This is a genomic window from Streptomyces hokutonensis, assembly GCF_042751305.1.
Classification (GTDB): domain Bacteria; phylum Actinomycetota; class Actinomycetes; order Streptomycetales; family Streptomycetaceae; genus Streptomyces; species Streptomyces hokutonensis_A.
This window is the reverse complement of record NZ_JBHYWD010000032.1, coordinates 16501-39535: the sequence shown is the minus strand read 5'-3', so window position 1 is coordinate 39535 and position 23035 is coordinate 16501. Positions and strand designations below refer to the sequence as shown.

17 protein-coding genes are annotated in these 23035 nt (G+C 69.7%); 11 read left to right on the top strand and 6 right to left on the bottom strand.

Going from position 1 to position 23035, the window contains the following annotated elements; genetic code table 11:
• Positions 1-134: 134 nt before the first annotated feature.
• The gene (gene truA / locus ACFXC1_RS46270) at positions 135-992 is read left to right on the top strand and encodes a tRNA pseudouridine(38-40) synthase TruA (protein WP_381255117.1); all 858 of its coding nucleotides are present in this window, start codon (positions 135-137) and stop codon (positions 990-992) included.
• 72 nt (positions 993-1064) lie between these two features.
• Here the strand turns inward: truA and ACFXC1_RS46265 are convergent, their stop codons facing one another.
• Positions 1065-5399, bottom strand: a complete 4335-nt coding sequence (locus ACFXC1_RS46265; protein WP_381255114.1) for an Ig-like domain-containing protein — start codon at positions 5397-5399, stop codon at positions 1065-1067.
• Between the two features lie 223 nt (positions 5400-5622).
• Complete coding sequence (locus tag ACFXC1_RS46260; protein ID WP_381255111.1) at positions 5623-6768, bottom strand: glycosyl hydrolase family 28-related protein; 1146 nt, start codon at positions 6766-6768, stop codon at positions 5623-5625.
• A 517-nt stretch (positions 6769-7285) separates the two neighbouring features.
• On the opposite strand from ACFXC1_RS46260, the gene ACFXC1_RS46255 reads away from it, so the two are divergent.
• From ACFXC1_RS46255 to ACFXC1_RS46225, 7 genes are read left to right on the top strand one after another with little or no spacing between them, the layout of a single operon-like run.
• The gene (locus ACFXC1_RS46255; RefSeq protein WP_381255109.1) at positions 7286-8752 is read left to right on the top strand and encodes a glycosyltransferase family 2 protein; all 1467 of its coding nucleotides are present in this window, start codon (positions 7286-7288) and stop codon (positions 8750-8752) included.
• Positions 8749-9756, top strand: a complete 1008-nt coding sequence (locus ACFXC1_RS46250; RefSeq protein WP_381255106.1) for a glycoside hydrolase family 26 protein — start codon at positions 8749-8751, stop codon at positions 9754-9756. Before ACFXC1_RS46255 ends, ACFXC1_RS46250 begins: the two co-directional genes overlap by 4 nt.
• Entirely contained in the window at positions 9753-11480 is a 1728-nt protein-coding gene (locus tag ACFXC1_RS46245) for a hypothetical protein (protein WP_381255103.1), read from the top strand. The genes ACFXC1_RS46250 and ACFXC1_RS46245 overlap by 4 nt, the downstream gene beginning before the upstream one ends.
• Entirely contained in the window at positions 11477-13018 is a 1542-nt protein-coding gene (locus ACFXC1_RS46240; protein WP_381255101.1) for a glycosyltransferase family 39 protein, read from the top strand. The genes ACFXC1_RS46245 and ACFXC1_RS46240 overlap by 4 nt, the downstream gene beginning before the upstream one ends.
• Before the next feature lie 33 nt (positions 13019-13051).
• Complete coding sequence (locus ACFXC1_RS46235; RefSeq protein WP_381255098.1) at positions 13052-14371, top strand: UDP-glucose dehydrogenase family protein; 1320 nt, start codon at positions 13052-13054, stop codon at positions 14369-14371.
• 18 nt (positions 14372-14389) lie between these two features.
• Positions 14390-15151 (top strand): polyprenol monophosphomannose synthase, encoded by a 762-nt coding sequence (locus ACFXC1_RS46230; RefSeq protein WP_381255095.1) that lies wholly within the window; start codon positions 14390-14392, stop codon positions 15149-15151.
• 8 nt (positions 15152-15159) lie between these two features.
• Entirely contained in the window at positions 15160-15690 is a 531-nt protein-coding gene (locus ACFXC1_RS46225; protein ID WP_381255093.1) for a GtrA family protein, read from the top strand.
• Between the two features lie 25 nt (positions 15691-15715).
• On the opposite strand, the gene ACFXC1_RS46220 is transcribed toward ACFXC1_RS46225, so the two are convergent.
• A complete protein-coding gene (locus ACFXC1_RS46220) occupies positions 15716-16594 on the bottom strand; it encodes a hypothetical protein (protein ID WP_381255090.1) in 879 nt (292 codons plus the stop codon).
• A 345-nt stretch (positions 16595-16939) separates the two neighbouring features.
• Between ACFXC1_RS46220 and rplM the strand changes: the two genes are divergently transcribed.
• The 3 genes from rplM (at position 16940) to glmM (ending at position 19508) form a co-directional block, all read left to right on the top strand.
• Entirely contained in the window at positions 16940-17383 is a 444-nt protein-coding gene (gene rplM, locus ACFXC1_RS46215) for a 50S ribosomal protein L13 (protein ID WP_013001400.1), read from the top strand.
• Positions 17384-17427: 44 nt separating this feature from the next.
• A complete protein-coding gene (rpsI, locus tag ACFXC1_RS46210; RefSeq protein ID WP_093627302.1) occupies positions 17428-17955 on the top strand; it encodes a 30S ribosomal protein S9 in 528 nt (175 codons plus the stop codon).
• Positions 17956-18149: 194 nt separating this feature from the next.
• Positions 18150-19508, top strand: a complete 1359-nt coding sequence (gene glmM / locus ACFXC1_RS46205; protein WP_381255087.1) for a phosphoglucosamine mutase — start codon at positions 18150-18152, stop codon at positions 19506-19508.
• Here glmM and ACFXC1_RS46200 read toward each other — a convergent pair.
• From ACFXC1_RS46200 to ACFXC1_RS46190, 3 genes are all read right to left on the bottom strand, one after another.
• A complete protein-coding gene (locus ACFXC1_RS46200; protein ID WP_381255084.1) occupies positions 19505-20449 on the bottom strand; it encodes a DUF389 domain-containing protein in 945 nt (314 codons plus the stop codon). The genes glmM and ACFXC1_RS46200 overlap by 4 nt on opposite strands.
• A gap of 22 nt (positions 20450-20471) precedes the next feature.
• Positions 20472-21440 carry a type I pantothenate kinase gene (gene coaA, locus ACFXC1_RS46195; RefSeq protein WP_381255083.1) on the bottom strand — a complete coding sequence of 323 codons (969 nt, stop codon included), beginning with the start codon at positions 21438-21440 and terminating at the stop codon, positions 20472-20474.
• 114 nt (positions 21441-21554) lie between these two features.
• A complete protein-coding gene (locus ACFXC1_RS46190) occupies positions 21555-22895 on the bottom strand; it encodes a hypothetical protein (protein WP_381255080.1) in 1341 nt (446 codons plus the stop codon).
• Positions 22896-23035 lie beyond the last annotated feature (140 nt).

Sequence of the window (23035 nt, the reverse complement as noted above, 5' to 3'; positions counted from 1 at the left end):
GCTAACACCGTTTTGTGGGCTCCCCCGCGGTGGGGGGGGGGCGCGCTGGCCCCCGCGCCCGGGGGGGGGCCCCCCCGGGGCCCCGTTATTTTGGGCGGGGCCCCGCTTTTGTGTGTAGGTGAAAGGATCTCGGTGTGAGTGACGAAGTGGCGGCCGGGTTCGTACGCGTGCGGCTCGACCTTTCCTACGACGGGACCGCGTTCTCCGGGTGGGCCAAGCAGGCCGGGGGGCGGCGGACCGTGCAGGGGGAGGTCGAGGACGCGTTGCGGACCGTGACGCGGGCGGGGGACGTGACGTACGACCTGACCGTTGCCGGGCGTACCGATGCCGGGGTGCATGCGCGGGGGCAGGTGGCGCATGTCGATCTGCCGGTCGGCGTCTGGGCGGAGCACCGGGAGAAGCTGCTGAAGCGGCTTGCGGGGCGGCTGCCGAAGGATGTGCGGGTGTGGCGCGTCGCGGAGGCTCCCGAGGGCTTCAACGCGCGGTTCGCGGCGCTGTGGCGGCGCTATGTGTATCGGGTGGGGGACCGGCCGGGGGGTGTGGACCCGCTGCTGCGGAACCATGTGCTGTGGCACGACTGGGAGTTGGACGTCGTCGCGATGGACACCGCCGCCAAGTCCCTTGTGGGGGAACACGACTTCGCGGCGTACGCGAAGAAGCGTGAGGGGGCGACGACGATCCGGGAGATCCTCGACTTCGGGGTGAGCCGGCGGGGTGATGGTGTCGTCGAGATCGAGGTGCGCGCCGACGCCTTCTGTCACAACCAGGTGCGGTCCATGGTCGGCGCGTTGCTGTTCGTCGGCGACGGGCACCGAGGCGCGGAGTGGCCGCGGAAGGTGCTGGACGCGGGGGTGCGGGACAGCGCCGTGCATGTCGTACGGCCGCACGGGCTGACGTTGGAGGAGGTCGCGTACCCGGCGGACGAGTTGCTGGCCGCGCGGAACAAGGAGGCGCGGAACCGACGGTCGCTGCCGTCCGGGGGCGGGTCCTGAACCGACTGCCGGCGAGGACCCGCCCTGGGCCGCAGGCCGAGGGCGGGGCTGTTCAGCCGGTCGCAGTCGTGCTCACTGCCTGACGGTGAAGTACTGCCAGGCGCCCCAGGTGCTGGGGTTGGTGGTGTCCCTGCTGCTGTGGACGTACTCCGCGGCGATGCGGAATCTGCTTCCCACGGAGTTGGTCAGGGACATCTTGTGGCGGCCGGCGCTGGCGGAACTCAGGGCCGCGCAGGGAGTGGTGGTCTGCGTGTGCCAGGCGCCGCTGTAGTAGCGCTGCACACGGAAGAGGATGCACTGGCCGGCCTTGTTGGGTGTGACGGTGACGTCGAGCTGCTCCTTGGCGGTGTGGTGGTACACCCGGTAGAGGGTGCTGCCGTAGTGCGTGCTCGTGTAGTGGCCGGACAGCGTCTCCGAGATGCGTACCTGGGTCTGCACACTGCGTGCGGCGGTCTTCGGGGCGTACCGGTAGTCGCCGGCGAACACCGCGCTGAACGCGGTGTTGCGGGCGAGCTTGTAGGACCCGGCCAGGTTGCCGTTGCTGTCCACCGTCCCCGACTTCACCAGGACCGACGTGCCGCCGAACGGCTGGGCGTAGATCGCCACCGTGCGCTTGTTGTACGTCGTACCGAGGTGAGCGGTGATCTTCGCGGACTGGCCGTACGCGTACGTCGCGTGGTCGGCCGTGACGGTGAGGGACGTGGCGGTCCGGGAGACCTGGACGGTGGCGCCGGTGCTTCCCGGCTGGTGCGAGACGTCGCCGCCGTAGGTCACCTTGTAGGTGTTGGCGCCACCGATCTGCGGGGTGTCCGAGAACGTGAACGAACCGTCCGCGGCGACCTTGGCGTCGGCGAGTGCGGTGCCGGACGTGTTGGCGAGGTCGGTCCTCGTGACCTTGACGACCCCTCCGGCGGCGAAGGGCGAGCCGGAGAGCTTGCCGGACACGGTCAGCTGCTGCGCGCGGGTGGACGTGGCCGGGGCCGTCAGATTGACGGTGGTGGTCAGTCTGGACACCTGGACAAGGCTCGTGGTGCTCGCCGTTCCGTGCGTCGCGTCTCCCGCGTAGCTCGCGGCGTAGGTGTAGGTGCCCTCTGCCGGCGGGGTGTCGGTGAAGGTGAAGGAGCCGTCCGCCTGCGTCGTCACATCCGGCAGCGCTGTCCCGTTCCGCGTGATGTGCGCGACCTGGCCCGCGGGGAGCGCCGCGGTCGAGGTGAGGGTGCCGGTGACGGTCAGCGACCGGCCCGGGACGCCCGTGCTCGGGGCGGTGAGGTGGAGGGAAGTGGCCGCCGGCGGCCCCTCGCTGATGACGGGACCGCTCACCGTCTGCACGTCGGAGCTGTCGGCGGTGGCGCCGGAGAAGGCGAGCAGCGCGGTGGACGTCAGCGTCGGTGTCGCGTCCACCACCTGGGTCCCGTCGACCCAGACGTACACATGGCCGGTGGCCACCTGGACGTCGACCTGGTGCGTGCCCTGGCGCAGTGAGGTGGTGAGCGGGACCACCGACGGGTAGGCGATCGTCGACGAGCCGGCCGAACTGCGGCCGATCCCCACGAAGTTCTGCGCCTTCAGCGTCTGGTTCCAGCCGGTGCCGAGCGCGATCACCGTGCCCGGCCGCCCCGCGATGCCGAGGCCGTCACCGGTCCCGCCCAACGCCGAGGCGGAGTTCTGGGCCGGGTCGAGGAGAGCGAGCGTCATGCCCTTCCCGCCCGTGCCGGGCCCGAACTTCGCGGTGAACGTCGCCCGCAGACCGTCGGTGCGCAACGGCTTGGTGTACACCGCCGAGCCCGCCTGGTTGCTGGAGGCCGGGGTCAGCCGGACGCCGCCGTCGGCCTGCACCGCCGAGCCGTTGGTCTGCCACAGTCCATCGGCGGTCGAGGTGGTCGTGGCCGTGCCGGTGCCGGTGCCCTTGACCTGGACGTACATGGCGCCCTGAGGGCTGCCGTTGCCGTCGGTCCCGGTGCCGGTGACCTCGTAGGAGGCGTTCAGGTCCGCGGCGGAACGCGGAGTGAACGTCACGCTCTGCACCGCGGTCTGCCCGGGACCGATGACCAGGCCCTCCGACAGTTGCAACGGGCTGTTGAAGTCACCCGTCGGCGCCTTGGCCTTGGTCACCGTCACCGGGATGTTGCCGGTGTTGGTGATGGTGAACGTCAGCGACTTGGAGCTGCCGATCGGGACCTTGCCGAAGTCCAGGGAGCTCGTGGAGAACTCCAGGTGTCCCTGTCCGGTGATGGCCGTCGCGGTGACCGGCACGCTCAGGGTGTGGGTGGCGCCGCCACTGCCGCTGCTGCTGATCACGAGCGCGCCGCTGTCGACCCGGTCGGTGGTCGGCGTGTAGGTGACCGAGAGCACGAACGAGCCACCGGCCGGTACGACCGTCCCCGCGCTCGGCAGCCCCGAGGCGGAGAAGGCGCCGCCGGGCGCGTCGGCCGAGGCGATGGTCTCCGGTTCGGTGCCGGTGTTGGTGACTTGGAGGTTCAGCGTCGAGGTGCTGCCGGTGGGTATCTCGCCGAAGTCCAGGGCGCCGGGCGCTGCCCCGAAGCCGGGCCTGGTGCCGATGCCGTGGAGGGCGAAGACGAGCTTCTGGCCGTCCGACAGGTTCGCGGTCAGGGTGCCGTTGACGCCGCCGGTGGTGGTGGGGGCGAAGCCGATCGGAACGTCGAGAGTGGCGTTCGCCGCCAGCGCCGTGGGTTGTGCGGGGGTGGGTACGGCGGACGGGTCGACCGTGAACGGGCCGGAGGCCGTGAGCCCGGTGATGCCGACGTCCTGCGTGGCCGTCAGCTTCATCCGGCCGGAGCCGCTGCCGCCGACCCCGACCTGGCCGAAGTCCAGCGAGGCCGCGGTCAGGGCGGTCCTGGCCGGGCTGCCGAAGCCGTAGAGCACACCGTCCCGGGTACCGACGTACACCTTGCCGCGCTCGGCGGTCGGCGTGCTGAACTTCGTCGCGGTGCCGATGGGCGCCGACCACAGCAGTTGGAGGCGGCCGTTGCCGTCGGGGGTGGGGCTGTAGGCACGCAGGGTGCCGTCGGCCCCTGAGGCGTTGCTCGCGGAGGTCATCCACACCAGGGCGCTGGACTCGTCCGTGCCGTCGGACGTGACCAGGGGGGAGCCGCTGGTGTAGCCGAAGGTGTCCTGGCTCTGGCCGGTGAGGGTGAGCGTGGGCGTACCGCCGTTGCGCACGCCGTACTTGAGGGCGCGCAGCGGACCCTGGTTGCCCACGACGTAGACGTAGCCGCCGTCGCCGCCCCAGAACGCGGGGTGTCCCCACATGCCCTGGTAGGGGCCGGACACGCTGACCGCGGCGTCGCCGCCCTGGGGCCCCTGGCCCATGCCGCCGAGGTTGTCGCGGTCGAGCAGGAACACCCGCCCGTCCTTGCCCTGCTGGACCAGCAGACGGGGGTGCTCGCTGGTGCCGAAGCCGTCCGGCAGCGCCATCGGGGCGCCCGAGGAGATGTCCTGGTCGTTGAGGTCCAGGGTGGCGGCGTTGCTGGGGCTGAAGAAGTCGGCCGTACTGAGGCTGTTGTCCGCGCCCACCTGGAGGCGTACCACGGACTCGGCCAGGGTTCCCTGGACGGTCTTGCCCGGGCCCGGCGCCGGGCTGATGCCGTTGCCGGTGCTGAAGAAGATCCGGCCGGAACCGTCCGAGACCAGGCCGCCGCCCGCCTGCCAGATGCCGGCGCCGCCGGTGCCGGCCCCGGTCGCCGTTGCCCACATCGAGGTGATGCCGTGCGCCGTGGTGCTGACGCCGACCACATAGCCGCGGTAGGGCCATGCGTCGCAGTGGGCGCCGAAGCCCGCGTAGACGACGCCGTCCATCAGCAGCAGACCGGGGCGCTGCTGCTGGTAGTAGGCGTCGAAGCTGATGCTCGGGTCGTTGACGGGCTTTCCGGCGATGGTGACCGGCCACCCGGAGCGCTCGGCCCCGGAGGCCGGATCCACGGCGTGCATCAGCCAGGTCGGGTGACGGTGTGTGGAGGTGCCGTCGTCGACCTTGGTGGTGAAGTAGAGGGAGTTGGTGGAGGGGTCGTAGACCGGTGTCGCGGTCGCGCCGATGTCCGGCACCAGGTCCCCGCAGCCGATCGCCGACGCCGGCCATGAGGGGCCGTAGTTCTTGCTCCACTCGATCGCGCCGGTGGTGCGGTCGAGGCCGTACAGGGTGTTTCTCTCGGTGACGGCGATCACCTGGTCGCCCAGCACCAGCGGCTGGGCGTATATCTGACCGTCCAGTTTGGTGGCGAAGAGCCGGCCGAAGGCGGAGGACTGGACGACCGCGGGGGAGAGGGAGGCTTCGTCCTGGTCCCAGTTGGTGCGCAGGTTGTCGACGCCCTGGGTGTTCTGGTCGGCCTGGGCCGACGACGCCACCAGGCTGATCATCGTGCCGATCAGCGCGGCAGTGGCCGCGGCCACGACGGACAACAACCATGTGCGCCGCCGGCTGCGATGACGGCCACCGCGTGCGGGCATGGAAAACCCGGGCAAATCGGGACCCCCCTCGTGTTCGTGCCCGGAGTGGTCACGGGCACGGCACAAACGTGAAGACTAAGTGGTGGTTGTTCCTATCATCAGTTGAGGTTTTTGGGCACTATGGGGCGCGTTTCGCTTCGGCATCGTCAGTGGGAACGGCGTCTTCTCAGCCCGTTCCGACGAGCGTGCCCTTCACGAACTTCGTGTTGCCGGAGCCGCTCTGCCATGGAGTGGTGACGCCCTGAAGGTGGCCCGAGTTCACCACGACATAGGCCGAGTTGTCGGCGCGCACGCCGTACTGGGGGCTGGCGGCTCCCGTTCCGTCGTCGTCCTTGCCCGTGAGGACGACCAGGCCGTCGGCCATGACCTTGCACTGGGAACTCGCGACACCCAGTCCCGCGTACCCGCCGCCGCCGGCCCCGTCGTTCTTGCCGTCCCGGGTGAGTTGCGTGGCCGACAGCAGGAGCACGCCGGTGGTGTCCGTCGCGTGGACGTACATGCCGTGCCAGCCGTTCCGGTCGGTGGAACACGCGACCATCTTGATCACTCCGGGCACGGACTCGATGTCGAACCCGTGCAGCTTGGACCACTCCGCTCGGCAGCTGGTGAAGGAGGAGTTGCCCGCGCCGGACATCCACCAGCCGCAGCCTCCGACACCCAGGACGTACACGTCGTGGAAGACGGAGTCGGTGGAGTTGTTCAGCACGACGCCGTGGGAGCCGGTCCACAGGACGGAGACGCGGTCGTAGTGCAGGCAGAACGGTGCCTGCGGGCCGCCGGTGGCGTCGAAGTTGTACCAGGTGTTGATCCCGATGCCGGTGACCGCGCGGACGTGGACGTCGCGCAGTTGCAGGTGCTGGATCTGTCCCGTGGCGCGGATGCCGTCGATCTCCGCTCCGCCGCGCGGCAGGTCGGAGCCGTCGATGGACAGCGAGAAGATGCGTTGCGCGTTGGCCTGGATCGAGTAGCCCCCCAGCTGCTGGTCCAGAACCTCGACGACGGCGTTCCCCGTGAACGACGGGAGCGGTCGGATGCCGGCCACCGGGTTCAGGGCGCCCGGCTGGGACTCGCCGCCGGCGTGCGAACCCTGGAGGGTCACGTACGGGCCGATGCGCAGGGGGGCGCTCGTGCGGTACACCCCGGCGGGGAGAACGGTGATGTTGCCGGGCCGGCAGGCGTTCAGTGCCGCCTGGATCGCCGCGGTGTCGTCGGTGGTGCCGTCTCCCGTGGCGCCGTGGTCCTTGACGTTCACCCATCCCGGGTCCGCCGCCGCGGCGTTGGCGTCACCGGCGGAGACCGCTGTGGCGGACACGGCGACGCCGCCTACCGCGAGCGCCGATCTGAGTACGGAGCGTCGTGAGTTCGAACCGGTCATGTGGTGCCCCCTGGCTGAAAGAAGATCGGCAGCCAGTATCCAGGCCCACAGAGGCGTGACAAGAAGCGCACAACTGGAGAGGTATGCCCGGGTGGTCCGGATCTGAAACGTGATGGTTACCCCACTCTGCGGTAGAGATAAGACCCATAAAGGGACTTGTCGGTCGTATGTCTCTCCAGTGCTCTTACGCCATTCACATCTCTCGGATAACCTTTCCCATCCGGCCCCTTTGTTCGAAAGGGGCGTTTTGGGGTGGGGAACACTCGGGCTTGTGGCCCGGAGGGTAGGAATGTCATTCATTGACTCTGCCCGCATGTCCGGAGTGACCGGTGCCGGGGGGCATCGATCGACAAGGCGTGGAGGAAAGCGTGGCGCCGAACAGGCGTCCCTGGGACTTCTGCCCGCGCCGCCGTCGCATGCGGAGAAGTATTCGTACGTCAAGAGGCGCCTGTGGGTGCTGACGCTCGCCTCGATCGTCAGCTTCGGGTGCCTGACCGTCAGTCAGGTGGCGCTGACCAAGGCCAGCCCACTGATGTGGATCTTCGCGCCACCGCTGTTCTTCACCGTCGTCTACTACCTCGTGTCGCTGAAGGTCAACGGCTTCACGCGCGACTTCGACTTCGAGTACCACCAGCAGCTCGTCCGTGACTGGCGGCCCCCGGTCTACCCCAGCGTCGACGTCTTCCTGCCGGTGTGCGGCGAACCCATCGAGGTGCTGCACAACACCTGGACCCATGTGCGGCAGTTGGCCGACCGCTACCCCGGCACCTGTGTGCCCTTCGTCCTCGACGACGGCGCGAGCCCCGAGCTCGCCGCCATGGCCCGGGACTTCGGCTTCCGCTACGGCACCCGCGAGAACCGCGGCTGGTTCAAGAAGGCCGGCAACCTGCACTTCGGGTTCGGCCAGTCCGACGGCAAGTACATCCTGATCCTCGACGCCGACTTCACACCGCGCTCCGACCTCCTGGAGGAGCTGCTGCCGTACATGGAGGCCGACGAGCGCATCGGGATCGTGCAGTCCCCGCAGTACTTCCGGGTGCTGGACTCGCAGAACTGGATCGAGCGCGGTGCCGGTGCCGTGCAGGAGCTGTTCTACCGGTCCGTGCAGGTGTCCCGGCAGAACAGCGACGGCGCCATCTGCGTCGGTTCCTGTGCCGTCTACCGGCGGGCCGCGCTGGACACCAACGGCGGCACGACCCTCATCGAGCACTCCGAGGACGTGCACACCGGGTTCGACCTGCGCGGGCTCGGCTGGGACCTGAAGTACGTGCCGGTCGCGCTGTCCACGGGCGTGTGCCCGGACACCGCCGGGGCCTTCTTCAACCAGCAGTACCGCTGGTGCTCCGGCTCGATGTCGCTGCTCGCCAGCAAGAAGTTCTGGGACGCGCCGATCAGTTTCTTCAGCCGGCTCTGCTACATGTCCGGCTTCTTCTACTACATCCACACGGCGCTGTTCACCTTCCTAGCGCCGCTCGTGCCCATCATGCTGCTGCTCACCAGCCCGGAGATGCTCCAGGTCAAGCACCTCGTCTGGGTGCTGCCCAGCATCGTCTACACCACCCTCGTCTTCCCGATGTGGCACAAGGCGCCGTACCGGCTGGAGGCCTGGTCGGCGCGGATGATGTACGGCTGGGCGCATGTCTTCGCCATCTGGGACATCCTGCGCAAGCAGCGCATGGGCTGGCAGCCGACCGGCTCCAAGGGCGCGAAGAAGAACAAGACCCGCCGGTTCTGGCTCGGCATGTGGATCTGGAGCGGCGGCACGGCCGTGGTCTGGGTCGGGGCGGCCGTGTACCGGCTGTTCACCGGCTATCCGCCGGACTTCGCTCTCGTCCTGTCCTCCGGACTGTTCTACGCGCTGGTCGTTGCGCGAGCGCTCATCCAGCCCAAGGAACACACCTCGGCAGGTGAACCCGCATGATCCGCAAGGCCGTCCTCCCGCTGTGCGCGGCGGTGATGTCCCTGGCGGCGGCCGCCGGTTGCGGCGTGCTCGGGGGCGACGACGCTGCCGCGGAGGCCGCGAGGAAACCGGCCGCCGGGTCCTCCTCGAAGGCGTCCGGGGCGCAGTCGCCGTACGACGTGAAACCGCTGCTGCACCCGGACAAGGAGTACTTCGGGGTGGCCCTGAACGGCGCGCCCAGCTCGCTGAAACCGGTGGACGCCTTCGCGAAGACCGTCGGCAAGAGGCCCGACATGGTCGGCTCCTACTCGTCGTGGGGCGACGGCTTCAATGCCGAGGGCGCACAGAACGTCTTCGGCGACGGCGGTCTGATGTACGTGTCGTGGGAGCCGTTCAAGCCCGGCCTCGACAAGATCGCCGACGGCTCGCAGGACACGTACATCAAGAAGTACGCGGACAGCGTGCGCAAGACGGGCGTGCCCGTGGCGATCAGCTTCGGCCACGAGATGAACGGTCACTGGTATCCGTGGGGCACCGAGGACACCACCCCCGCGACCTTCGTGAAGGCGTGGCGCCACATCCACGACGTCTTCCAGGAGGTCGGCGCCACCAACGTCATCTGGGTGTGGAGCCCGAACGTCGTCAACCCGGTCCCCTCCGTGAAGCTGAAGCCGTACTGGCCCGGTGACGCCTACGTCGACTGGGTCGGCATCGTCGGCTACTGGACGCAGACCGGTGCGCACACCTTCGACACCCTCTACGGCCCGACCCGCAGACAGATCGACGCGTTCACCGACAAGCCGGTGCTGATCAGCGAGACCTCGTCCGAGCCCGGGGAGCGGCGGCGCGCCGATGTGCGCGCGCTGCTCGGAGGCGTGAAGGCGGACAAGGACGTCATCGGCTTTCTGTGGTTCAACATCCCCAAGCGGGCCGACTGGCGCATTGAGAGCAGCCCGCTCGCCCTGGCCGAGTTCAAGCGCCTCATCGCCGACGACGACTTCGGATTCGAGGTGCCGCGTTCATGACGACGCAGCAGCAGGACGGCGGCTGGTCGGAGCCCGGGCAGCGACAGGACTGGCAGCAGCACCACCCGCCCTACTCCGAGCAGCAGCAACAGGCCTACGACGACCGGCAGGCCTATGGAGATCAGCAGGCCTACGGACAGCAGCAGGTCTACGAGGACCGGCAGGCCTACGCAGATCAGCAGGCGTACGGAGATCAGCAGGCCTACGGCTACCAGCAGCCGTACGCCGGGCAGCCGTACATCCCCCAGCAGCCGACACCCGGGCAGCAGCAGTACGCGCGTCCCAACACAGGCGGCTCCGACGCCGAGTACTACGTCCCGGAGTACACCGTCGTCGAACCCGAGCCGGAGCCCGAGCCGGGCTATGTGCTGCCCGAGGTCCCGGTGTCGGCCTGGTCGGTCGACAACAGCCGCTCGGCGTGGATCAGCCGGGGCGTCCTGCTCCTGATCCTGTTTGTGCAGGCCGGGCTGTCCTTCCGGCTCGACGGCAGCGCCTTCCCCCAGGAGGCGAAGTTCCTCACCTCCGGCGGCGAGCTCTCGGGGCTGGTCTCCCAGCTCGGCCTCGCCGGGGCCCGGGCGCTGAGTCTGGCGTGGGCGCTGGGGGCCACGGCGCTCCTGTTCGGTGCCACCCGGCTGCTGTTCAACGCGCGGGCCGGTCTCGCGGCCGCCGCCATGTACTCCGTGCTGGAGTCGACCGCCTTCACCGGCCGCTACGCCTCCCTGCACTCCCTGTCGCTGTTCCTTCTCGCCGCCGCCCTGTGGCTGCTGGCCCGGACCCGGCAGGCCGGCCCCGCGGCCGTGCTGCTCGCGGCACCCTTCGCGGCCCTCGCGCCGTTCGCCGCCTACGCGGCAGCCCTTTACCTGCCCACGCTGACCGTGCTCGCCGTACTGACCGCCTACCGTTTCCGGGGCGCGGGAGCTTTCCTGCGGGGTGCGATCTTCGCGGGGGCCACCGGTGCCCTGTGCTTCGCCGGCGTCCAGCTCGCCGGCACACCGAGCGGTTGGAACGCGAAGGGCACCGACAGCGCCGTCGAGCTGCTCAAGGAGAGCGCCGAGTGGGGCGGGGTCGTCCTGCTCGTCGCGGTGATCGGTGCCGTCGGGTTCATCCGGCGGGCCCGGATGGGCGAGATGCCGTGGGCCGAAGGCACCGCACCGGGCGCGATCCGGCGCTCCCTGCTCGGTGTGACGATGTGTGCCACCGCCCTGCTCGCCCCGCTCTACCAGGCCTGGCTGGGCAACGGCAGCTCGCTGTACATCCACGTCGGCTTCGGACTGCTCTTCGCGGTGCCGATGGCCGGTCTCGGCGTCTCGCGGATGATGGGCGCCCACTTCCGGTACCCGCAGATCGGCATCATGATCTACGTCGCCGCACTGGTCATCGGCATGGCCCAGACCGGGGGGCTGTACCGGCCGCCGGACTCGGCCGCCATGATCGGCGCCCTGCGCGAGGTCGTGGACACCAAGGGCGAGTACCTGACGGACGACCCGGAGATCTCCGCCTACTACCTCAAGGCGCAGACGAACCCGGCTCAGTGGCACCAGGCCGGGCAGGGCGCGGCTCTGGCGGCCGAGGTGAAGAAGGGCTCCTACGACGCGATCGTGCTGCGGACCGCCTCCGTTCCCGAGGCGCTGCGCGGCAACGCGGACTACCGGCTGCTGGCCGTGCTGCGGCCCTCCGACAAGGACGGCGGACAGGAGCCGTACCGGATCTGGGTGAAGCGATGACGGCGTACACACCATCGGTCGACGAGACGGCCGCCGAGGAACCCGAGGAGGGCGCCGCCTCCGAGCACCGCAGGTCCGCCGACGGCGCAGGCCGGGGCTCGGCGTGGCTCGCCTTCGTGCTGCCCGCGCTGGTCGCGGCCGTCTGTGTGGTGCCGGGCCTCGGCGGGCGCCAGCTGTGGCGCGACGAGCACGCCACCTGGTGGGCGTCCACGATCTCGTGGCACGACCTCGGACGACTGATCGGCAGCATCGACGTCGTGATCGCGCCGTACTACGCGATCATGCATCTGTGGATCGACGTCGCCGGGGACTCGGCGGCGATGCTGCGGCTGCCGGAGGCGCTCGCCATGGCGGTCTCGGCCGGTCTGGTCGGGCTCCTGGGGCGCCGGATGTTCGCGGTGCGCACCGGGGTGCTGGCCGGACTGCTGTTCGCCGTGGTGCCTGCGATCACCAGGTACGGCCAGGAGGCCCGGCCGTACGCCTTCGCGACGATGTTCGCCCTGTTGGCCACCCTGTGGCTGATCCGGGCGCTGGACAGGCCGAGCCTGCGCAACTGGACGCTGTACGGGCTCGCCATCGCGGCCACGGGGTTCAGCCACCTGGTGGCCATGGCGGTGCTCGCCGGGCATGTGTGGCTCGTCTTCCTGGCCAAGAAGCGGGGCGACCGCATCGCCCACTACGCCTTCGCCGGCGCGGCCATGCTGGGACTGTCCATCACCTTCCCGATGGTCGCGCAGGGTAGCGGGCAGAGCGGCCAGATCTCCTGGAACGTCACCACGACCAAGGACCTGACCCACCTCCCGGACACCCTGTTCGGGTCGTGGATCACCGGCGGAGCGGTGATGGCCCTCGGCGTGGCCGGCCTGCTGGTGGCCGGGCGGTACTCGGTGCTGCTCGCCGCCTGGGCCGTCCTGCCTCCGGTGCTCACTTTCGTGACCGCCGACCAGCTGCACCTCTTCCTGCCGCGGTACCTGCTGTTCACCATCCCGGCCTGGACGCTGCTGGTGGCCGCAGGCCTGACCCGGCTCGTCGGCAGGCTCGATCCCGACGCCCGCCGGGGGACCGGCGCGCAGGTGCTGAGCGGGCTGCTGGTCGCTGCCGTGGCGGCCGGGTACGCGTTCGTGGCATGGCCGGCGATCGGCGACGCCAAGAAGGACCTGCCGACGGAACCGGACTTCCGGGGCGCGGCGAACGCCATCGCGGCGGGCGAGAGGTCCGGCGACGGGATGATCTTCAACGGCGGGATGTCGGAGCGCCGGGCCATGGCGTACGAACTGCGGGATCGCAAGGCCCCCAAGGACGTGCTCATGGAGTACACCCCGCAACAGAACGGGTCCTACGGCGCCACCGAGTGCCGCAAGCCGGCGAGCTGTCTCAAGGGCACCGACCGGCTGTGGCTGGTCTCCACCATCAGCGACGGGCGTCCGCTGCTCACCGGCATGAACGAGAAGACCGCGGCGGCGATCGAGAAGTCCTTCAGAGCCGGTCGCACGGTGAAGTTGAACCATGTCGTGGTGCAGGTTCTCGAACGCAAGTAGCGGCCGACACGGAGTTGTGAAGGAGGCCGCCGGATGCGGCTCACAGTCATCGGCACCGGCTATCTGGGTGCCACCCATGCCGCCTGCATGGCGGAGCTGGGACACGAGGTGCTCGGGGTCGACGTGGACCCCGACAAGGTCGCCGCGCTGCAGGCGGGGCGGGTGCCGTTCCACGAGCCCGGGCTGCCGGAGCTGATCGCGAAGCACACGGCGAGCGGACGGCTCCGGTTCACCACCGACTACGCGGCGGCCGGGGCCTTCGGCGAGGTGCACTTCGTGTGCGTCGGCACCCCGCAGCTCAAGGGTTCCGAGGGCGCCGACCTGACCCATGTCGACGCGGCCTTCGCGGCGATCGCCGAGCACGCGGCCGAGGGCGCGCTGCTGGTCGGCAAGTCGACGGTGCCGGTGGGGACGGCGGGGCGGCTGGCGACGGTGCACCAGGGTGTCGAGGTCGCCTGGAACCCGGAGTTCCTGCGCGAGGGCTTCGCCGTCGAGGACACGCTGCGGCCGGACCGGCTGGTTTTCGGGGTGCGGTCTTCGCGCGCGGAAACGACCCTTCGTCAGGTGTACGCCCCCGTCCTCGACGCCGGCACCCCGCTGGTCACCGCCGACTTCCCGACCGCCGAACTGGTCAAGACGGCCGCGAACGCCTTCCTCGCCACCAAGATCTCCTTCATCAACGCGATGGCCGAGATCTGCGAGGCGGCCGGCGGCGACGTCGGAGTCCTCGCCGAGGCGATCGGGCACGACGACCGGATCGGCCGGAAGTTCCTGCGCGCAGGCGTCGGCTTCGGCGGCGGCTGCCTGCCCAAGGACATCCGCGGCTTCGCGCACCGCGCCGACGAACTGGGCGTCTCCCTGGCCTTCCTGCGCGAGGTCGACGCGATCAACATGCGCCGCCGCGACAAGGTCGTCGGGCTGGCGCGCGAGCTCTGCGGGGGATCGGTGCTGGGCGCCCGGATCGCCGTACTGGGAGCGGCCTTCAAGCCCGACTCCGACGACATCCGTGACTCGCCCGCGCTCAACGTGGCCGCCCGGCTGCGGCTCGACGGTGCCGATGTCACGGTCTACGACCCCGAGGCGCTGGACAACGCCCGCAAGGCGTTCCCGCTCCTCGGCTACGCGGTGTCGGCCGAGGAGGCGCTCAGGGGGGCCGACCTCGTGCTGCATCTCACCGAGTGGCCGCAGTTCCGGGAGATCGACCCGGAGCGGGCCGCACGGCTGGTGTCCCGTCCGTACCTCGTGGACGGCCGGGGGGTGCTCGACGCGGACCGCTGGACCGCGGCGGGCTGGCATTTCCGCGCGCTGGGCAGACCTGCGCCGGTTGGGGAGAGGTCCCTTCAGGGCCTCTAGGGGAGGAAACGGAAAGACATGACGGACCACGACAGACACCCCGGCGTACCGGTCACCATCGTGATGCCGACGTACAACGAGGCGGCGAACCTGCCCCGGATGGCCGAGCTGGTCCTCGGCCTGCCGCTCGACGGGCTGCACCTGAAGATCGTCGACGATTCGAGCCCCGACGGCACCGGGCGGATCGCCGAGGAGCTGGCGGAGAAGTACAACGCCGACGGCGTGCGCCGGATGAGCGTGCTGCACCGCACCGAGAAGGACGGCCTCGGACGCGCCTACGTCGCGGGCATGAGCGCCGCGCTCGCGGAGGGCGCCGCCTACGTCGTCCAGATGGACGCCGACGGCAGCCATCCCGTCGAGGCGGTCCCGCGGATGCTCGGCACCGCCGTGGCCTCGGGCGTCGGCCTGGTCGTCGGCAGCCGGTACGTCGAGGGCGGCTCGCTGGACGAGGAGTGGGGCAGGCACCGCGTCCTGCTGTCCCGGTTCGCCAACCGCTACGCCCGGACCGTGCTCGGCACCAAGATCCGGGACATCACGGCCGGCTTCAACCTGTGGTCGGCACAGACCCTGCGGGACGTGGACCTCGCGACCCTGGACAGCGCGGGCTACAGCTTCCAGGTCGAGCTGAAGTTCAAGGCCGTACGGGCCGGACACAGCGCGGTCGAGATCCCGATCCGGTTCGAGGAGCGCACCGAGGGCGTGTCCAAGATGAACTTCTCCACCCAGCTGGAGTCGGCCGTGGTGCCGCTGCGGCTGCGGCTGCGCCACAGACGGGGCTGACCGGGACCGTGAGCGGACGGCATGCGACTCCCTCGCGGTGGGGACACCTGTACCGCGAGATCGCGAAGTTCGGAGTGGTCGGGCTGTCGGGGTTCGTGGTGAACCTCGGGGTCTTCAACCTCATCAGGAGCGTCGCCCACTGGCAGACCGTGCGGGCGGGGGTCGTGGCGACGGCCTGCGCGATCCTGGGCAACTACCTGGGCCTGCGGTACTTCGCCTACCGGGACCGGGCCCAGGACGACCGGACCGGCAGACGAAGGGAGCTGGGCCTCTTCCTCTTCTTCAGCGCGGTCGGCCTGGTCATCGAGAACTCGGTCCTCTACGCGACCACCTACGGACTCGGCTGGGACAGTCCGATCGCCACCAATGCCAGCAAGTTCCTCGGCATCGGCGTCGCGACCCTCTTCCGGTTCTGGTCCTACCGGACCTGGGTCTTCAAGGCGGCCGGCGGCGGGCGGGAGCACACCGTGATGGACCCGCGCGGCTTCCCTCCTCACCGGGAGGCACCGGTGCTGGCCGAGGCGCGCGAGTGGAGCTGATCACCGGTGGGGCGGGGCCGGCCTGCTAGCCGGCCGCCGCCGCCGAAGCCTGCGCCTCGCCGCGGGCGTGGATCTGGTCGAAGGTGAACTTGGCGAGGTCGTCGCCGATCGCGAAGACCTTGGTGTCCTTCGTCGTCACGTCCGTGCCGCTGGTGAAACCGGCGACCGTGAAATAGGCGTAGCGGCCGTAGGAGTTGGTCGTCGTACGGCAGATCGCGCCGTCGCAGAAGGCCTTGACGCCCTTGCCGGACAGAGACTTGACGGCGCTCTTGGTGTCCGCCTGGCCCTTGGCCTTGGTCGCCTGCGCCTCGGTGTCGAAGAGGGCCACGCCGACGGTGACCGCGATGTTGTCCTTGATGTACGTGACCCGCATGAGGCGGGTGCAGCCGTTCGCGGTGAGGACCTTGGGGAGGGTGCCCGAGGCGACCGAGGCGCAGTTCGTGCTGTCGGCCGTCGGGCCCTTCTTGTACACCGTCGAGGCGACCGTCAGCTGGGTGCCCGGAAAGAGGGTCGCGGGGCTGAGCGGTGCCTTGTCCTTGGCCTTGCTGGAGATGAACTCCTCGGGGTCCAGCGGCGGCGGCGCGCTGGTCGGCTCGAAGGACGGCGAGGTGGCGCCGACGCTCGGCAGGGAGCCGCTCGCGGGCAGGTTCGTCGGCTTCCCGGACGCGGTGTCGTCGCCGCTCGCCGACATCACGGCCATGGCGACGGCCGTTCCGACGGCTATCGTCGCGACCGCGCCGCCGCCTATGAGCAGCAGTCTCTTGCGCCGGTTGCGCGTCTCCGCCCGGTCGGCGAGCGCGGCCCAGTCCGGGGTCTCGTCGTCGACGTTGCCGCCCCACGGCTGCTGCGATTGCGGTTTCCAGGGATCCCACTGGGACTGGGGTCCCCCCTGCCCGAAGCTCATGGGTCGCATCCTAGACGGGGCGACGGGCGTGCACGTGCGTCTCAATGAGCCCTGGAGCAACAGACGTTGGGGCTGTCACGGTACGTGCCCGATCGCTCGCTGTGTGCTGCCGACCGGAGTGCTCCGGCCCCGTTTTGACCCGTCCGGGGCGGCCCGAGTACTCTTACGGTTTGTTATGCGTATCGGCTTGGCCGTTCTCAGACGAGAAGCCCTTACGTAGGTTCCCTGGAGCAGTTACCAGTGGGCGGCATACGGGCGCTGGACCCGGCAGTGTCGTCCCCAGCTGCACGATCGCTTCAGTGATGCCAATTTCAGCACCCATCCACTGAAGAAGAAGGCTGCGAAGTGCGTACGTACAGCCCCAAGCCCGGCGATGTGACTCGCCAGTGGCACGTCATCGACGCCCAGGACATCGTCCTCGGCCGTCTGGCTACCACTGCCGCGAACCTCCTCCGTGGCAAGCACAAGCCGACCTATGCCCCGCACATGGACATGGGCGACTTCGTCATCATCATCAACGCCGACAAGGTTCACCTGTCCGGCAACAAGAAGACCCAGAAGCTGGCGTACCGCCACTCCGGCTACCCGGGTGGTCTGCGCTCCGTCCGCTACGACGAGCTGCTGGCGAAGAACCCCGAGAAGGCCGTCGAGAAGGCCATCAAGGGCATGATCCCCAAGAACACCCTGGGCCGTCAGATGATCAGCAAGCTGAAGGTCTACTCGGGCGACCAGCACCCGCACGCTGCCCAGCAGCCGGTGCCGTTCGAGATCACCCAGGTCGCGCAGTAGTTCCGGCCACACCCCCTAAGACAGAAAAGAATCTGAGGAGAACCGTGGCCGAGACCACCGTTGAGCAGCCGGTCGAAGACACCGAGACCGAGCTCGTCGACATCGAGAGCTACACCACCGAGTCCGAGGTGCCCGTCGAGGGCGAGTACACCTCGGAGTCGCTCGCCGGCCGCTTCGGCGACCCGCAGCCGGCCGCCGGCCTGGGCCGCCGCAAGAACGCCATCGCGCGCGTTCGCATCGTGCCCGGCACCGGCAAGTGGAAGGTCAACGGGCGCACGCTCGAGGACTACTTCCCGAACAAGGTCCACCAGCAGGAAGTCAACGAGCCCTTCAAGGTGCTCGAGCTCGACGGCCGCTACGACGTCATCGCCCGCATCTCGGGTGGCGGCGTCTCCGGTCAGGCCGGCGCCCTGCGCCTCGGCGTGGCCCGCGCGCTGAACGAGGCCGACGTGGACAACAACCGCGGCGCCCTCAAGAAGGCCGGTTACCTCCGTCGCGACGACCGTGCGGTCGAGCGCAAGAAGGCCGGTCTCAAGAAGGCCCGCAAGGCTCCGCAGTACAGCAAGCGCTAAATCCCGCCTGCTGTCTGTACTCCGAACGCCCCGGCGGCACGCCACTCGTGCCGTCGGGGCGTTCGTTTATCACAGTCCGGGGCGTATAACGGCACAAGGCGCTCAAAGGCTTGTGTGATCGGATGACCAGGCATCCTATGCCTGGAACGCAGGACTTTCGCCCTGCAGAACTTTCGCCTTCCTCAGGAGGACAAGTGGGACGACTCTTCGGCACGGACGGCGTGCGCGGTGTCGCCAACGCGGATCTGACGGCCGAGCTGGCCCTCGGCCTCTCCGTCGCGGCGGCGCATGTGCTCGCCGAGGCGGGCACGTTCGCAGGCCACCGGGCAACGGCCGTGGTCGGGCGGGACCCGCGCGCGTCCGGGGAGTTCCTGGAGGCCGCCGTGGTCGCCGGCCTCGCCAGCTCGGGAGTGGACGTACTGCTCGTCGGTGTGCTGCCCACCCCCGCGGTGGCGTATCTCACCGGTGTGCTGGGCGCCGACCTCGGTGTGGTGCTCTCCGCGAGCCACAACGCCATGCCCGACAACGGCCTCAAGTTCCTGGCGCGCGGCGGGCACAAGCTCGACGACGAGCTGGAGGACCGGATCGAGAAGGTCTACGAGGAGCACCGCACCGGTGCCCCCTGGGACCGCCCGACCGGCTCCGGCGTCGGCCGGGTCCGGCACTACAGCGAAGGCTTCGACCAGTACGTCGCCCATCTCATCGGCGTGCTCCCGAACCGCCTCGACGGGCTGAAGATCGTCCTCGACGAGGCGCACGGCGCCGCCGCCCGCGTCTCCCCGGAGGCCTTCTCCCGGGCCGGCGCCGAGATCGTCACCATCGGTACCGACCCCGACGGCCTCAACATCAACGACGGCTGCGGCTCCACCCACCTCGGGCTGCTCAAGGCCGCCGTCGTCGAGCACGGCGCCGACTTCGGCATCGCGCACGACGGCGACGCCGACCGCTGCCTGGCCGTGGACCACACCGGCGAAGAGGTCGACGGGGACCAGATCATGGCCGTGCTCGCGCTGGCGATGCGGGAGCGTTCCGCACTGCGCTCCGACACCGTCGTCGCGACCGTCATGTCGAACCTCGGCTTCAAACTGGCCATGGAACGCGAGGGGTTGACGCTCGTCCAGACCGCGGTCGGCGACCGCTACGTCCTGGAGGAGATGAAGGAGCACGGCTACGCGCTGGGCGGCGAGCAGTCCGGCCACGTCATCATCCTGGACCACGCCACCACCGGCGACGGCACGCTGACCGGCCTGATGCTGGCGGCGCGGGTCGCCGACACCGGCCGTACGCTCAAGGACCTCGCGTCCGTGATGGTGCGGCTGCCGCAGGTGCTCATCAACGTGCCGGATGTGGACCGGACCCGGGTGGGTACGTCCGCGGACCTCGCTGCCGCCGTCGCCGACGCGGAGCGTGAACTCGGGTCCACGGGGCGGGTGTTGCTGCGCCCGTCCGGTACCGAGCCGTTGGTGCGGGTGATGGTCGAGGCCGCCGACATCGACCAGGCGCGGTCGGTGGCCGGGCGGTTGGCGGACGCCGTGAAGTCGGCGCTCGGCTAAGGGAGTCGAGCGGGGGTGCGCTCGCGCTGCCAGGTCCAGAACGCCTTCTGGGCCAGCAGCGTGAGCGTGCCCGCCAGCACGATCCCGCCGAGGTTGGCGAGCAACTGCCAAGTGGAGCCCCACGTCTGGGAGTAGTCCGTGTAGCTGAGGGCCACGGCGGCGTTCGCGGCGGCCGGTACGGTCGTCACCGAGATCGCCACCCCGATCAGCGCACCGGACTTCGCGGACGTCAGCGACAGCGTGCCCGCGATACCGGCCAGGAACGCCACGACGAAGGACATCCAGTCGGGCTTCCAGATGAAGGCGGTGTTGGGCCGCGCGGCCTCCACCATGGACTTCTCGAAGAGCCCGAAGGCGTCCAGCAGCCAACTGAAGCCCGCCGTCAGCACCATGGCCGCCGCGAACCCGGCGAGCAGCGCCCACAGCGACCGCCACACCAGCTGCGGCGCCTTCCGCACCAGCGCGGTCGAGATCCCCGCGAGCGGCCCGAACTCCGGTCCCACGGCCATCGCGCCGACGATCAGGATCGCGTTGTCCAGCATCACACCGCAGGCCGCGAGCATCGTGGCGACGGCCAGGAACGCGACGTAGGTGACCGTGAGCGTCGACTCCTCGTGCGTCGCGTCCGTCAGGTGCTCCCACAGCACCGCGTCCGCGCCTTCGCCCGGCGCGTCGTCCTGGGCCTGTTCGGCCCGCTCCGACAGCGACAGGCCGATGTCGTCTACGGCGATCGAGCCGGTCCGGTCGACCCCCAACTCCCTTAGCCCGCCGATGAGTTCGTCACCCGCCTCGCGGGCGACATCGCACGTCACGACATCGCCGGCCGGGTTGCGGGCGGCACCGGGCAGGACGACGAGATGCGTGGTCCCGACGGTCGTCTCGATCAGCCGGACCACGTCGTCGGTCCGGTCCGCGGGGGTGATCAGGCGCAGGTGCAGCATGACGCACTTCTATCAGGCGGCTCTACAGCTTCCGCAGGCTGAGTCGCCGCACCTTGTGGTCGGGGCCCTTGCGGACGACCAGGGTGGCTCGGCCACGGGTGGGGGCGATGTTCTCGACCAGGTTGGGCTTGTTGATGGTGCGCCAGAGGGTGCGGGCGTAGTCGACGGCCTCGTCCTCGGAGACCTGGGTGTACTTGCGGAAGTACGAGTCCGGGTTCTGGAAGGCGGTCGCCCGCAGCTTGCGGAACCGGTTCAGGTACCAGCGCTCGATGTCCTCGGCGCTCGCGTCGACGTACACACTGAAGTCGAAGTAGTCGGCGAGACCGACGCGCGTACGGCCGTCCTTGCCGGGGAGCGCGGGCTGCAGCACGTTCAGCCCCTCCACGATCAGGATGTCGGGCCGCCGGACCGTGAGCCGCTGATCGGGCACGATGTCGTAGATGAGGTGGGAGTACACGGGAGCGGTGACCTCGTCCTTGCCCGCCTTGATGTCGGCGACGAAACGGGTGAGCGCCCGCCGGTCGTACGACTCCGGGAACCCCTTCCGCGACATCAGCCCGCGCGCCTGCAGCTCCCGCGTGGGCAGCAGGAACCCGTCGGTGGTGACCAGCTCCACGCGCGGGTGCTCGGGCCAGCGGGAGAGCAGCGCCTGGAGGAGACGCGCGACAGTCGACTTCCCCACGGCCACCGACCCCGCGACGCCTATCACGAACGGGGTGCCGGCCTGGGAGCCCTGCTCGCCCAGGAAGGTGTTCAGGGCGCTTCTGAGGCCGTCCGTGGCGCCGACGTAGAGGTTGAGGAGTCTGGACAGCGGGAGGTAGATGTCCCGCACCTCGTCGAGGTCGATGACATCACCGAGACCGCGCAGCTTCTCGACCTCGTCGGCGGTGAGCGGCAGCGGCGTCTTGTCGCGCAGCGCGCTCCACTCGGCTCGGGTGAGGTCGACGTAGGGAGTCGCCTCCGGCTTGTGCCGGTGGGCGCTCCGGGGCATCGGGGAGACCGGAGAGATCACAGTCCATTGTTAACGGAGTTTGAACGGGGTGGTGGGTGGGGTCGGTCACGTTGGGCTGTGAGCGGGCTCTTCGGGCAGCCCCGGGCGTCCGCGTCAGTTCTCCGAGGCGAGCTGCTCGATGGCCTCCGGTACAAGGGACGCGCCGTAGCCGAACCGCTCGCCGAGTGCGCGGTAACCGGCGTACTGGTCCATGGTGAGCGGGACGGACAGCACGTTGAGGAGCCGGAGGAACAGCCGGTATCCGAGGTCGGGGTCGGCGTGGGTGACGACCTCCGTCACGGCGTCGATCGCCCCCGTGCCCGGAATTCCCAGCCGGTGGGGGCTGATGGTCCGGGCGGCCAGATCCGGGGTCGCCGCGTCGATCGCCTCCAGCACCGGCTGGGTGAGCGCGGTCCGCACCGGTCCTGCGACGGGTGTGTAGGAAGGGGCGACATCCCGCAGGCGCTCCTCGCTCACGTCCGCGATCAGGCGGAGCCAGTCCCGCCCGTCGATGCCGAGCTGGTCGATGTTGAGGCCCCGGTCCGACACGGCAAGCCACAGGGTGGTGAGGGTGTCGGCGCTCAGGGGGGAGTTCAGGAGGCGGAGGGCGTCCTCGAACAGCAGCGCCGCCGCGGTGCCCGGGGTCTCCGCGGAGTCGTCGAACGTCGCGGCGAGCGCCACGCCCTCCCGTGCCGTGGGTTCCTCCCAGTAGGTGGCGAAGCGCGCCGACAGGGCCGAGATGCCGAAGTCTCCCGAGCGGTCGCGTCGGGTCGGGTCGAGGGGCAGCCACTGGATGTTGAGGCCGTCGTAGACCAGTGGTCCTGGATAGCCGAGTTCCGAAGCGAGCTCCATGAGGCGGTCGTACTGTTCCTTGCCCACCGGCACCGCCCACTCCTTCAGGATGCGGAGAAAGAGGCGGAATCCGGTCTCCCCGTCGGCTTGCCCGGCGATGCCTTCCAGGGCCTCGGGGACCGTCGCGGGCAGGGTCCCCCCGGCACTGCTGTGTGCCAGCGCGCGCCTCAACTCGGGGGCCGCTACGCGTATTTCCGCTACGACGGCTGCGCGCAGCTCTTCCTCCGCGAACTCGGGGTGCGGTGGTGAGGGCCAGTACACCTGAGGCCTCTTGCGGGGCCGGGACGGGTACAGCTCCGCGAGCCGGGTCAGCCAGCCGTGGAGGTCCGTCCCGAAGTCCGCCGGGTCGAAGCTCTCGTGCGTGGCCGCCAGCCAGGCCGCGCGGAGCGTCTCGTCCGGCAGACCGGAGTCGAGCAGACAGCGGATGTCCGCGCCGAGTTCCACGGCGCCTTCGCCTTCGCAGCCGGCGGCCACCTCCGCGGCCGACTCCAGTGCCCGTGCGACGTCGGGTGCGGTGGTGGCCGCGGCCAGTCTCGCGGTGAGCGCGCTCAGCCCGAAGTCGTCCTCGTAGAACTCGCCGTAGCGCTCACGCTGTCTTGTCATGGTGTGTGGTGCCCTGTCTCGTGGAACGTCGTCGGGGGGGGGGGGGGGGGCCCGCCCCCCACGGGTGGCACAGACACGCCGCAATCCGACTCCCAGATGACTAGAAATTAATAAACAAACCCGAATCACAAAAGAGAGAA

Bases quoted from the DNA above. Each gene is read 5' to 3' on its own strand.
- ACFXC1_RS46240 (WP_381255101.1), top strand. From the start codon at position 11,477: ATGACGGCGTACACACCATCGGTCGACGAGACGGCCGCCGAGGAACCC.
- ACFXC1_RS46200 (WP_381255084.1), bottom strand. From the start codon at position 20,449: ATGCTGCACCTGCGCCTGATCACCCCCGCGGACCGGACCGACGACGTG.
- ACFXC1_RS46230 (WP_381255095.1), top strand. From the start codon at position 14,390: ATGACGGACCACGACAGACACCCCGGCGTACCGGTCACCATCGTGATG.
- ACFXC1_RS46190 (WP_381255080.1), bottom strand. From the start codon at position 22,895: ATGACAAGACAGCGTGAGCGCTACGGCGAGTTCTACGAGGACGACTTC.
- ACFXC1_RS46245 (WP_381255103.1), top strand. From the start codon at position 9,753: ATGACGACGCAGCAGCAGGACGGCGGCTGGTCGGAGCCCGGGCAGCGA.
- ACFXC1_RS46220 (WP_381255090.1), bottom strand. From the start codon at position 16,594: ATGAGCTTCGGGCAGGGGGGACCCCAGTCCCAGTGGGATCCCTGGAAA.
- coaA (WP_381255083.1), bottom strand. From the start codon at position 21,440: ATGCCCCGGAGCGCCCACCGGCACAAGCCGGAGGCGACTCCCTACGTC.
- ACFXC1_RS46250 (WP_381255106.1), top strand. From the start codon at position 8,749: ATGATCCGCAAGGCCGTCCTCCCGCTGTGCGCGGCGGTGATGTCCCTG.
- ACFXC1_RS46235 (WP_381255098.1), top strand. From the start codon at position 13,052: ATGCGGCTCACAGTCATCGGCACCGGCTATCTGGGTGCCACCCATGCC.